At 41.1% G+C, this 11918-nt stretch carries 12 protein-coding genes and 1 tRNA gene; 10 read left to right on the plus strand and 3 right to left on the minus strand.

What is annotated here, in order from left to right:
* Positions 1-19: 19 nt before the first annotated feature.
* The 9 genes from K0S23_RS16775 (at position 20) to K0S23_RS16815 (ending at position 8059) form a co-directional block, all read left to right on the plus strand.
* Positions 20-769 (plus strand): hypothetical protein, encoded by a 750-nt coding sequence (locus K0S23_RS16775; RefSeq protein ID WP_300359846.1) that lies wholly within the window; start codon positions 20-22, stop codon positions 767-769.
* Positions 770-832: 63 nt separating this feature from the next.
* Positions 833-1603, plus strand: coding sequence for a hypothetical protein (locus K0S23_RS16780; protein WP_300359848.1), 771 nt, complete (start codon positions 833-835; stop codon positions 1601-1603).
* 75 nt (positions 1604-1678) lie between these two features.
* Positions 1679-2617, plus strand: a complete 939-nt coding sequence (locus K0S23_RS16785; RefSeq protein WP_300359850.1) for a hypothetical protein — start codon at positions 1679-1681, stop codon at positions 2615-2617.
* Between the two features lie 4 nt (positions 2618-2621).
* On the plus strand, positions 2622-3866 hold the full coding sequence (locus K0S23_RS16790; protein ID WP_300359852.1) for a folylpolyglutamate synthase/dihydrofolate synthase family protein: 1245 nt from the start codon (positions 2622-2624) through the stop codon (positions 3864-3866).
* Positions 3867-3924: 58 nt separating this feature from the next.
* A tRNA-Val gene (locus tag K0S23_RS16795) sits at positions 3925-3999 on the plus strand.
* A 54-nt stretch (positions 4000-4053) separates the two neighbouring features.
* Positions 4054-4212, plus strand: a complete 159-nt coding sequence (locus K0S23_RS16800; RefSeq protein ID WP_300359854.1) for a GIY-YIG nuclease family protein — start codon at positions 4054-4056, stop codon at positions 4210-4212.
* Positions 4213-4432: 220 nt separating this feature from the next.
* The gene (locus K0S23_RS16805; protein ID WP_300359856.1) at positions 4433-6673 is read left to right on the plus strand and encodes a nitric-oxide reductase large subunit; all 2241 of its coding nucleotides are present in this window, start codon (positions 4433-4435) and stop codon (positions 6671-6673) included.
* Between the two features lie 195 nt (positions 6674-6868).
* A complete protein-coding gene (locus tag K0S23_RS16810) occupies positions 6869-7294 on the plus strand; it encodes a hypothetical protein (RefSeq protein ID WP_300359857.1) in 426 nt (141 codons plus the stop codon).
* A 30-nt stretch (positions 7295-7324) separates the two neighbouring features.
* Positions 7325-8059: an NAD(P)H-dependent oxidoreductase gene (locus tag K0S23_RS16815; protein WP_300359858.1), complete on the plus strand. Its 735-nt coding sequence runs from the start codon at positions 7325-7327 to the stop codon at positions 8057-8059.
* Positions 8060-8468: 409 nt separating this feature from the next.
* Here K0S23_RS16815 and K0S23_RS16820 read toward each other — a convergent pair whose 3' ends face one another.
* The 3 genes from K0S23_RS16820 to K0S23_RS16830 all read right to left on the minus strand — a co-directional run bounded on the left by K0S23_RS16820 (position 8469) and on the right by K0S23_RS16830 (position 11033).
* Positions 8469-8900, minus strand: coding sequence for a MarR family transcriptional regulator (locus K0S23_RS16820; protein ID WP_300359859.1), 432 nt, complete (start codon positions 8898-8900; stop codon positions 8469-8471).
* Between the two features lie 53 nt (positions 8901-8953).
* On the minus strand, positions 8954-9295 hold the full coding sequence (locus K0S23_RS16825) for an AraC family transcriptional regulator (protein WP_300359861.1): 342 nt from the start codon (positions 9293-9295) through the stop codon (positions 8954-8956).
* Positions 9296-9764: 469 nt separating this feature from the next.
* A complete protein-coding gene (locus K0S23_RS16830; protein WP_300359862.1) occupies positions 9765-11033 on the minus strand; it encodes a TCR/Tet family MFS transporter in 1269 nt (422 codons plus the stop codon).
* Between the two features lie 192 nt (positions 11034-11225).
* Here K0S23_RS16830 and mnmD point away from each other — a divergent pair, with 192 nt between their 5' ends.
* Positions 11226-11888 carry a tRNA (5-methylaminomethyl-2-thiouridine)(34)-methyltransferase MnmD gene (mnmD, locus tag K0S23_RS16835; RefSeq protein ID WP_300359864.1) on the plus strand — a complete coding sequence of 221 codons (663 nt, stop codon included), beginning with the start codon at positions 11226-11228 and terminating at the stop codon, positions 11886-11888.
* Positions 11889-11918: the final 30 nt, after the last annotated feature.

The following is an 11918-nucleotide window of genomic DNA, read 5'->3' on the forward strand; positions in this document are numbered from 1 at the left end:
TGAGTTAAAATCGAGAAATATGGCCATTCGTGTTGAAACAGAACAAACTTACCGGATCAAGGATCGCAAGATTGCCGGGATCATTGCATTATCTGTTCTTGCATTGTCATTAGTTATTCTCTGTTTTATCGGATACCGTATTTCAACGTCTTCGCTTCCGTCACAAATTGAATCTGAAGAAACGACCTTCATTCCATTTGACCCTCAAATTTTAGAGCGTGGTAACGGAGGCAGCAAATCAGGTACTCCTGCTAAAGCAAAACAAGCGGAAACAACTTCTCCTCAGATGAAGCAAATCCTGACTGAAAACAGCAGTAATACGCATGTAAAATCAGGGAGTTCGGATATTACGAACACCAACACTCCGACTAATAATGCTTCCTCAGCCCGGCATATCAGTGATAATCCATTCGCAACGGGTGGAATCAATGGCGGAAACAGTTTCGGCAACCGTACTATCGGCGATGATCAGGTGAAGGATAACAGTGATTTCAAATCCGGAGAAAACATCAAACGTTACCTGGTTGCGAAACCAAGCACAAATACACTCCAATCGGATGAGAATTGTAAAATCGTCTTATCCGTTTTAGTTGATCCGAATGGAAATATCATTGGAAATCCCGGGTTTGTAAAAGGTGGTTCTACAACCAACAATACAACATTAATAAATCAGGTTATCAGTATGGTGAAGAGCCAGGCGCAATTCAATAAGTTAAATATTTCAAAGAATATGCGGGAAGCGATTACTATTCGTATTACCGCAAGCTAATTTTCATTAAATTCATTTTAAAATAATTACTGCCAAACAGGTTAGCTAATTAAACTCAGGAATATGGAAGAATTTGGTTTAGAAACAGAAAAAGTTTACGAAATAAAAGATCGTAAAGTTGCAGGAATCATTGCGCTATCTGCCTTTGTTTTATTGCTGACTATCCTTCATTTTCTTGGATACCGCATTCCCACTCCCCCACTTCCGGAACAATTGCTGTACAAGGATATGGAAATGGAACTAATTCCACTTGATCCTGCTATTTTGGAAGAAGGAACAGGTGGTGGCGGATCCGGAACACCGGCAAAGGTAGAGCAGGCAGATCAAACTCCTCCGCAAATGGAACAGGTCCTGACAACCAAAAGCAGCAGTACGCATGTGAAGTCGGGAAATTCCAATATGACGAACACAAATACTCCCAACAATAATCCGCCGAGCGGACAAAACGTCAGCGACAATCCATTTGGAACAGGTGGGAGCGGAGGCGGAGACGGTCGTGGAAACGGTCACGGTATCGGGAATGATAATGGAGATGGTGAAGGTGATGGAAGCGGACCGGGTTCAGGTGGAAATCCAAAGCGCTTTTTGGTAGAGAAACCAAATACCAGTAATCTCCAGTCTGATGAAAACTGCGTTATTGTTTTATCCGTTTTGATTGATCCGAACGGAAATATTATCGGGAAACCGACCTTCATAAAGAACGGTTCCAATACGAATGATATGACTTTGATTAACCAGGTTATTAATATCGTAAAGAATCAGGCACGATTCAACAAAGTTGCTACCACAAAGAACATGAAGGATGCGATTGTCATTCGAATTAGTGCAAACTAGTTTCGTTAAAAGTCGTTTAAAAAATAATTTCTTCATTTTTTACTTGTAGATTTAAAGTGGTTTACAAAGAGGTTTATGTTATTCGTATATATTCTATTTATACTCATTATTATTTTTTCACTCTACCAGTATGTAGACAACAGTGAATGGGAAGAATTTCACGCGAAAAATTTCAAAACGATTTTCCAGCATAAGAATAAACGATATGGTGCTTATCATATCAGGAACCGGCAACCGGTCATTATGATGTACGTTCTCCTTGGAGCCGTTTTACTGGGAATTGCTGCAGTTTACACCAAAACCATTGTAAACAACTACGAAGGATTAAATTCAATGACTTTCAGTGATGTTTCAGACACTACTCAGTTCACGCTGAACGATGAGAATATGGTGGAAACTCCTCCAGCCCAATTTAATTATCAGGGAGACAATGGCGACGGACTTCCGGAATCAAAAGATGGAGGCGAAAAGGCAGAAGACAGACCTGAAACAACCGAATCTTCATCCAAACCACAACCGGAACCCGTTAAACCGAAAACACCCGAAGAAGACGTATACGATTTTGAAGCAAAGCAGTTCGAAATGACAGGCGGAGCTGCTGAAAGGGAGAGGATCCAGAAAGAAATGGAAAAGCGCAAAAAAGAGCGTGAAGAAAAGAAAAGACAACAGCAAAAACAAGAAGGCGGACAAGGTGGAAACGTCGGGACTAACTCAAGTGTGCAGGGGAAAACGCTTGCAGAATGGAATATGAACGGCCGAAAGCCTCACCAGAACAACCCTGATTACATTAAAATTCCAGGTTATATGTGCGGAAGAGGTGTAAACGAAAAGATTGTTGTAAAGGTGAAAGTGAATTCAAACGGAGACGTTTACTGGGCACAATCCCAGGCTCCTGAAAATGCAAATCCCTGCTGTGTAGAGCAAGCCATGAATTACGCAAAAAAATCGCGTTTCGAGTATGCTGCAACGCCGATTCAGGAAGGAACTATTACGTATTATTTCAAGTCACAATAATTCCATGAATTATTCCGAAACCATCGATTGGTTGTTTCAGCAATTCCCGGCTTATCATAACCTGGGCGCGCAAGCCTATAATCCCGGATTAAAGAATATCGAAGAACTTAGCTCATTTTTCGGAAACCCGGAGAAAGAATTGCGTTTCATTCATGTGGGCGGAACAAATGGAAAAGGTTCTGTTTCCAACATGCTGGCATCCATTCTTACTGAAAGCGGTGAAAAGGTTGGATTGTTCACCTCTCCTCACCTTTTTGATTTTACAGAGCGAATCCGGATCAATGGATCACCTGTCGATCAACAATTTGTAATTGAATTTTGCGAAAAAGTAAGAAATCACACCTGGAGTATTGAGCCTTCCTTCTTTGAAATTACCTGGATGATGGCCTTGGACTTCTTTCATCAGAATAAGTGTTCTATTGTTATCGCTGAAGTTGGTTTAGGAGGACGATTAGATGCTACAAATATTATTCAACCGATTATTTCAGTGATCACCAATATCGGTCTCGATCACGTAAATATTTTGGGAGAGACCCGGGCAGAGATCGCATATGAAAAAGCCGGGATCATCAAAAAAGACACTCCTGTTGTTTTGGGTGAAACTGACGCTGAAACATTCCCTGTTTTTGAAGCAATCGCCAAAGAGAAAAACTCTGAAATAATTATTCCTGACGGAGATGGATATTTACCCGAGGGAATTATTGGTTACCAGGTCGGGAATTACCGCATAGTTTCCGCTGTTTGTGACTACCTGGAAAAACACCACTTTGCCTGCGATCAGATAATCCGGGAAAAAGGAATCCGGAACCTCAAAAAAAACACCGGGTTCTTCGGGAGAATGGAAGTTATTTCAAGAGAACCCTTAACGATCGTTGATTGCGCACACAACGCAGAAGGAATCCATGCATTATTCAATTCGGTTAAAAAGCTAAATAAAGGAGCACTTCATTGTATCTACGGAACCAGTTCTGATAAAGATTTGAATGCAATCCTGGATGAATTTCCATCGGAAGCATCCTTCTATTTCACGACTTTCTCCAATCCCAGAAGCACTAGCCTGGAAGATTTGAAAGAAAAAGTGGGTGACCGGATAGAAAAAAAACAATTTTTTAATTCTCCGGTAAAAGCATTGTCAAAAGCGCAAGAATCTGCAAACAAAGCCGATACGGTTTTAATTTTCGGTTCCTTCTTTTTGGTTCATGATTTTTTTGAGTTTTTTTTTCAAAAAGGCCTTGCAGAAAAGAAATAATGGCTTATATTTGCACTCGCGTTTGAGGAACAACGGTAACTTAAAAAACGCAAAGTATGGGGGATTAGCTCAGTTGGTTCAGAGCGCCTGCCTTACAAGCAGGATGTCGGCGGTTCGAATCCGTCATTCCCCACGAAAGCCTTGCAATTTTGCAAGGCTTTTTTTTATTTGTAGAAACCCACTATTCATGTTCTACTCTTATATCCTCTATTCTAAGTCAACTGATTTATTTTACAAAGGCTCAACACAAAACATCCAGGAACGGCTAAAAAAGCATAATGGAAAGCTTGTATTGAAGCACTCAACCGGTAATCCGGAATTTCCCGGTGCACGTAAAGTTTCCTGAAATAAATCAGGTATTTCCGAATTATAGTACCTACCTTACTAAAAACGGTTCGACAATGAAAAGCACATCACCGCAATTCACCAATCAGGTGTTACAGATGTTGCAGCAATCAGGTCGGACATGAAATCTGATTTGGAAAAAAGTATAAACACAGCATTTTTCCAGTCACCAAAAGCATCCGGGTAGCGCCGAATTCATCATCCTTTAAAATCATAGCCTTATGAGCCAGGAAAGAAAATTATGGATCGCATTTATCCTGATCACAACGGTATCGTTGGGAGTTCTCGGATATTATGGACACGAAATTTACCAAAAAGCACCTCCATTGCCAAAAAGTATTGTCACAACTAAAGGACAGGTGATCTTCAGGGGACAGGATATTAAAGACGGACAAAATGTCTGGCAAAGTATGGGGGGACAGGAAGTCGGGTCTGTTTGGGGACATGGTGCATACCTTGCACCTGATTGGACAGCGGACTGGCTGCATCGCGAAGCTATCTTTATTTTGAATCGCTGGTCCCAGTCGGAATACGGGATACCATATGAAACCCTGGCAAGTGAAAAACAGGCAGGATTGGAAAGACGGCTTCAACTTGAACTTCGCAAAAACACGTATAATCCTGAAACCGGGAACATAACCGTCACACCAGTACGCGCCGAAGCTATTGAATATTTGAATGGCTACTACACCGGACTGTTTATGGAGAATCCTGAGTTGGACGAACTCCGGAACAATTATGCCATTCCTAAAAACGCTATAAAAGATTCAACACGTATGCGTCAAATGTGTGGATTTTTCTTTTGGGCAACCTGGGCTTGCGTAACCGAGCGTCCCGGTAGTGAAATCACCTACACGCATAATTGGCCCTCCGAAAAGTTGGTTGGGAATAAACCAACAGGAAATCTGCTGATCTGGACAGGCGTTAGTATAATCCTACTTTTGATAGGAGTTGGCGGCATGGTTTTTTATCATGCCCGATTACGTGAGGACTCAAAGCCGGAAATGCCGGTTGAAGATCCACTGATGCGACAGATACTAACACCTTCAATGTTGGCGATTAAAAAATACGTGTGGGTTATAAGTATCCTAATACTGATCCAGGTTACGGCTGGAGTAGTCACCGCGCATTACGGGGTTGAAGGCGATGCTTTCTATGGGTTTGATCTTGCTGGTACACTTCCCTACGCAATTAGCAGGACCTGGCACGTCCAGCTAGGTATTTTATGGATTGCCACTGCATGGCTTGCAACCGGTCTTTATATTGCGCCCTCGGTCGCAGGAAAAGATCCGAAATTTCAAAAACTTGGGGTGAATTTCCTTTTTATTTGCATACTGATTATTGTTTTGGGATCTATGGCAGGTCAATGGATGGGAGTCATGCAGAAACTCGGACTTGAAACCAATTTTTGGTTTGGTCATCAAGGCTACGAATATGTAGACCTTGGAAGATTCTGGCAGATTTTTCTTTGTGTCGGATTATTTATCTGGCTTGCGCTGATGTTTAGACCTCTGATTCCTGTAATCAGGAGTAAAACTGCAGAAAAAGGATTACTGACAATGTTTTTGGTCGCATCAGCGGCAATTGCATTATTTTATGTCGCTGGATTAATGTGGGGCCGCCAAACAAATCTTGCCATCGCAGAGTATTGGAGATGGTGGGTCGTTCACCTTTGGGTAGAAGGATTCTTTGAAGTTTTTGCCACAGTCGTATCTTCGTTCCTGTTCGTAAGATTGGGGTTATTGCGTACAAAAACGGCAACAATTACTGTGATCCTCTCAACTGTTATCTTTCTTTCAGGCGGAATTCTCGGAACATTCCACCATTTGTATTTCAGCGGAACACCAACAGCAATTATGGCTATCGGAGCAACATTCAGTGCCCTGGAAGTAGTACCGTTGGTATTGATTGGATATGAAGCCTATCAAAATTACAAGCTAAGCAAAGCAACGAAATGGCTGGCCGATTATAAATGGCCGATTTACTGCCTTGTTGCAGTCGCATTCTGGAATTTCTTCGGTGCCGGAATCTTAGGATTTATTATTAATCCACCCCTTGCATTGTATTATATTCAGGGTTTGAATACAACTTCGGCACATGCCCACGGCGCCTTGTTTGGAGTTTACGGAATGCTTGGCCTCGGCCTGATCTTATTTATGCTTCGAAGCATGTACCGGACTCAGAAATGGAATAACAAGTTAATCGGCTTCGCATTTTGGTCAATCAATATAGGTCTGATGCTGATGCTTGTACTGAGTTTGCTGCCAATGGGAATCTTGCAGTCTATTGCGAGTGTCAATGAAGGGATGTGGTACGCACGCTCAGCCGAGTTCATTAAAGGTCCCGGGATGGATAATATAAAATGGTTACGTGTCATTGGAGATAGCATTTTTGCAGTTGGGCTATTTGCTTTTGTCTGGTTTGTTTTTACGCTAAAACGAAAACCACCTTTGGAACCATGAATACTTATTCATAGTTCAAGCTTAGTCCGTTCTTCCCCACAAAAAGTTCAGATGAAAATCTGGACTTTTTGTGCCTAATAATTTTACTCGCCGACATTCTGCTAACAATAATAGTTTGCAGTTCCGTAATTAAGCCTGAATTTTATCCCTCGAAAAAAAGCGGTAACTTAATCTCTTGCAATAAAACAATCAAATATGAAGACATCCCTCTTTCAAAATGTAATGAGGATCCTCCTTGGAACATTTATGTTATTCGCAGGTATTGCTCATTTAACCTTTCAACGAACAGAATTCCTGGCGCAAGTTCCCCACTGGCTTCCTGATAACCCGGGTTTTAAGGACTTTGTTGTAGTCTCTTCCGGAGTTGTGGAAATCATTTTGGGATTAGCTATGATCTTTTGGGTAAAACAAAAAGTGAAAGTTGGGATAGCCTTAGCCATTTTCTATGTACTCGTTTTCCCGGGAAACATATCACAATACACCAATGGAATTGACGCTTTCGGATTAGATACCGACCTGAAACGGCTGATCCGGTTATTTTTCCAACCTGTATTGATCTTATGGGCTCTCTGGTCAACCGGGGCATTCAAGAAAAAAACAGCCTGGGAAAAGGCAAAATAAAGAAGTCACAGTCAGATAAACAAAGGACCTATGAAAAACCCGGATTTTAGTAATTTGAAAGCAGTTTATGTTAACTGTACACTTAAAAAATCGCCTGAAACCAGTCATACAGATTTATTGATGGAGGTTTCAAAACAAATCATGACCAAAGAAGGTGTTACAGTCGATTCCATTCGATTGGTTGATCATCAGGTAGCAAACGGAGTATATCCTGATATGACGGAACACAATTGGGACCAGGATGAATGGCCGGAATTATTCAAACGGATCATAGAGGCTGATATCTTAATTGCAGGCACACCGATCTGGCTTGGGGAGAAATCTTCGATAGCCCAAAAGTTGATTGAAAGGCTTTACGCAATGAGTGGTTTAATGAACGACAAAGGGCAATATTTGTTTTATGGTAAAGCAGGAGGATGTGTTATTACCGGGAACGAGGACGGCGTAAAACATTGTGCAATGGGAATCCTGTATTCTTTGCAGCATATCGGGTATTCCATTCCACCCCAGGCTGATTGCGGCTGGATTGGAGAAATTGGGCCTGGTCCAAGTTATGGCGACAAAGAATGGAATGGAAAAAAGCTGGATAATCCGGTTGGTTTTGACAGCAACTTCGCTAATCGGAACACTACATTTATGACTTACAATTTACTTCATTTAGCCTCCATGTTGAAAGCCAATAAGGGATATCCAAGTTATGGAAACTCAAGGCGTGATTGGGATAATGGCGAACGCTGGGAATTTGAAAACCCGGAATACCGGTGAACAATCAGCCGCGGCTGAGAGAATGAGAAGCAGAACGAGAGAGGAATCCCGCTTCGAGGGTTCGAAGTTTGAACTACTACCATTGACGCTACGGTCAAGGTTTTCAACACTGACGCTTTGGTCAGGGCTTTCAGCGCTCTTTCGAGCTTCGAATGCGAAACCTACTTCGCTCTTTCGAGCTTCGTAGTTTGAAAATGAAACACTGCTTCACTGAAGTTTCGCAGTGTAAAAGGTGGGGTATCTATACTTAATCCATACTTGAAAGTCGGAGTATCCCTACTTGATCTATACTTGATGTTGCAGGAATTACTTCCCACAGAAGAACCCGAAAATGAGAGCAAAATTCTCCCTAAACAAAAAACACCAGCCAAATCGCTTCGCCGGTGTTTCAAATTAAAAAGAAGTAAATCTATTTCTTGCAATTACTTGCGATCTGGGTCATCACCTTCGTGGTGATCTGCATTTCTTCCTGCGTCAATCCGCTTAATGCCGTAGCACGGTTGTCGGGGATCACTTCATCCATGGCATCCATGGCGTCCAATGCTTTCTGGGTAACCAAAATATCCATTTTCCTGCGATCTGCTTTATTGATCTTGCGCTTCAGGTATTTTGATTCCACCAGCAGGTTAATCATTCTGTTTACAGAGGCTGCGTCCTTAAACACCAATTCCGAAATTTCGTTTTGCTGGATCCCCGGATTTTCAATCAAACATTTAATGACCAGCCATTGGTCAATTGTAATTTGATGCCCCAAAGACCTTAACCGAGCTTGCGCAAATTGCCGATAAGTTCTAATAGCTCTGTCGATCTTATAAAAAATAATCGAATCTAGTTTTTCCACTTGTAAAATGTTGTTGTAGTACATGATAAATTGAGTTATAGTAATAACGTCATTTACTCACTCCAAGTTGCATTCCGTGGACAAAATCCGTGAATTCTTTTAAATGCCTTGCTAAATGAGGCAAGATCTGCATATCCGAAAATTGAGCTTATTTCTGTCCAGGTATAAGAATCCTCAATATGTAACTTTCTGGCTTTCTCCATTTTAAGATTGCGGAAGTAACTTGCAGGACCGATGCCCATGTGTGCTTTAAAACTTTTATTCAGTTTGGAGACTGAAAATCCAATCATCCGGGCATGGTTTGCCACATCGAAATTTTCATGCGGATGCTCGTTCATGTAAGTAATTAACTTCTCAATTGCCTTACAGTCTTCTGGATGCAAAATCTTATTCATAGTCAATGGATTACCTAAACAAAGGTAATAATTGATACATCAATTAATAAATCATAATCACTTTATATTACCACTTGTCATTGAATCTGAACCGCTTACAAATTCGGGTAAAAACAGACAACAAAAAACCAAACAAAAAGGATGATTTTTGGAGAAACAATTAAATATAAAGGATATGATACGATGGTTTTCACATCAAACAAGCATTATCGATCTTTTCGCAATTTTCGGTAAAAAATAACTCAAGATATTTCTTCACAGAAAGGTCCCGTTTAGTTTTAACCCATGAAGAAAACGTTGTTTAATCAGGGTACATGGAGATATAGAGTACGGTTAGGTAATATAAGTTTGAATGCTTCAGCATTTAACAAAGCAAAACGAACGGAATACCTGCCTGATGAAGAAAACCAGCTGTATAGCTGAGTAAATTAAAGAGAAGAAGCCCCCCTTTCTAGCTAGAGGGGCTTTTTTAGCTTTCCATAGATTCTTCCATTTTTTCATCCAGAAGTGCTTCATTTGCCTTAAATGCAATCTTGCTGAATACATAGCGCAAAAGAATCAGGGCAATAAGAGCCAAAGCTCCTGCTACGAAGAAAGGTGTCCCGTAAAAGATTGAATTTTTTTCTGCCAAAGGAACAGACTTATAAAAAATCCAGATCATGAACATCGGACCGACAATTTCTGCCAAACTCATTAATGAAGTAAAAATACCTTGTAATTCTCCCTGTTCATTACTCTTTACTTCACCCGAAACCAATGAGCGAATGCTTGGATCCACAATTCCTGAAAATGCATAAGGCAAAATAATCACATACATCATCCAGCCATAAGGAACCAAACCGATTCCAAGTGTTACCAGGCTCAGGATCACCAAGCCTAATGTTGCTGCTCCCTTCTCTCCCATTTTCTTAACGATCCATCCGGCCATTGCTCCCTGGACAACTCCAAAGCAAACACCAACTACCGCAAGTGAAATTCCAACATCGCGAATTTCCCACCCAAAACGCGCAATGGTGTAATAATTCCAAACGGAATGCACCGCCATGTTTGAGAGCAAAACGATGAATGTAACCACAAACAATCCCCTGTACTTCGGAAAATGAACGATTTGTTTGATCGCACCAATGGGGTTTGCGCGCTTGATCTCAAATTTTCTTCTATCGCCCGGAGGCAATGATTCTTTCAAAAAGATTAAACCATAAATGAAATTTGCCAAAGACAAAAATGCCGCTACCATAAAAGGAACGCGTAATCCGAATTCGGATGCAACTCCACCGATTGCGGGGCCTATAATAAATCCGATTCCAAACGCAGCTCCGATCAACCCGAAATTCCGGGCTCTGTTATCATCTGTAGAAATATCCGCAATATAAGCAGCCGCAGTAGTGAAACTCGCTCCAAACATCCCCGAAACAGCTCTACCAACTATTAGCCAGGCTAAACTCGGAGCAAAAAACATGAAAACATAGTCCAGGCCTAAACCCAAAAGTGACATTAAGATAATGGGCCTGCGGCCATAACGATCACTTAAATTCCCGATCAGCGGTGAAAACAAAAACTGCATTGCCGCATAGGTAATCAACACAGGTATTGAATACTTGGAAGATTCTGTAATCGACAAATGGGTTGCATCAGCAATCAAACTTGGAAGGGAAGGGATGATAATCCCCAACCCGATAGAATCGATACAAATCGTAATTAAAATAAAAATTAAGCCTTGGGTCTGTTTTTCACTCATGCCACAAAATTAAGGATTCATTTTCTTTATGGGAAATCTGAATTTTAATTTTAGGTAAAATGTACCTTATAAATTATGAATGTCCCAATTATCAATTATCAATTATCAATTATGAATGTCTCAATTAACAAGAATAGAATGCTCTTCCTGATAATTCATAATTGATAATTCATAAATAGCTAGCTTTGCAACATGAAACGTGAATTGGTAAAAACTGCGGATGGCTCAACAACTATCTATCTTCCTGAGTGGAATGAACATTATCACTCCAGTCATGGCGCATTGCAGGAAGCACAGCATGTTTTCATCAAGCATGGATTGAATCCGAAACCGGGTGATTACTTAACGATCTTCGAAATGGGTTTCGGAACAGGTTTAAATGCACTGCTGACTTATTTCGCTTCTGAAAAACGAAATCAATACGTTCACTACATTGGTTTGGAAGCCTTTCCGCCAAGCCCCGAAGAAATTGAGGGAATGAATTATACTTCGTTCACAAACGATGAGGAAGCAGCAGAAGTATTCAAGAAGATGCACCAGGTGGATTGGAATGTAGCCCGCGAGATCTCGGAGCATTTTGTATTGGAAAAAGTCCAAAAACAGATCCAGGACCTGGAATTGGGAAAGGAAACAATCGATTTATGTTATTACGATGCCTTTGGTCCGAGAGTTCAACCGGAATTATGGAGTCCCGAAATCTTCCGAAAAATATACGATTGGTTAAGCCCCGGCGGGGTTTTGGTGACTTACTGCGCAAAAGGACAGGTTAAGCGCGATTTAAAGTCCGTAGGATTTGAAGTAAGCACTCTTCCCGGTCCTCCCGGAAAACGGGAAATGACTAAGGCAATCAAATAATTTCCGCCGCGGCAAACCGAAATCCCCAAT

The sequence above is a fragment of the Fluviicola sp. genome, assembly GCF_029266855.1.
Classification (GTDB): Bacteria; Bacteroidota; Bacteroidia; order Flavobacteriales_D; family Crocinitomicaceae; genus Fluviicola.

What these genes read in the sequence shown, in the direction of transcription:
- K0S23_RS16815 (WP_300359858.1), top strand. Translation starts at nt 7,325, where the DNA reads ATGAAAAACCCGGATTTTAGTAATTTGAAAGCAGTTTATGTTAACTGT.
- K0S23_RS16790 (WP_300359852.1), top strand. Translation starts at nt 2,622, where the DNA reads ATGAATTATTCCGAAACCATCGATTGGTTGTTTCAGCAATTCCCGGCT.
- K0S23_RS16785 (WP_300359850.1), top strand. Translation starts at nt 1,679, where the DNA reads ATGTTATTCGTATATATTCTATTTATACTCATTATTATTTTTTCACTC.
- K0S23_RS16800 (WP_300359854.1), top strand. Translation starts at nt 4,054, where the DNA reads ATGTTCTACTCTTATATCCTCTATTCTAAGTCAACTGATTTATTTTAC.
- K0S23_RS16830 (WP_300359862.1), bottom strand. Translation starts at nt 11,033, where the DNA reads ATGAGTGAAAAACAGACCCAAGGCTTAATTTTTATTTTAATTACGATT.
- K0S23_RS16780 (WP_300359848.1), top strand. Translation starts at nt 833, where the DNA reads ATGGAAGAATTTGGTTTAGAAACAGAAAAAGTTTACGAAATAAAAGAT.
- mnmD (WP_300359864.1), top strand. Translation starts at nt 11,226, where the DNA reads ATGAAACGTGAATTGGTAAAAACTGCGGATGGCTCAACAACTATCTAT.
- K0S23_RS16810 (WP_300359857.1), top strand. Translation starts at nt 6,869, where the DNA reads ATGAAGACATCCCTCTTTCAAAATGTAATGAGGATCCTCCTTGGAACA.
- K0S23_RS16825 (WP_300359861.1), bottom strand. Translation starts at nt 9,295, where the DNA reads ATGAATAAGATTTTGCATCCAGAAGACTGTAAGGCAATTGAGAAGTTA.
- K0S23_RS16805 (WP_300359856.1), top strand. Translation starts at nt 4,433, where the DNA reads ATGAGCCAGGAAAGAAAATTATGGATCGCATTTATCCTGATCACAACG.
- K0S23_RS16775 (WP_300359846.1), top strand. Translation starts at nt 20, where the DNA reads ATGGCCATTCGTGTTGAAACAGAACAAACTTACCGGATCAAGGATCGC.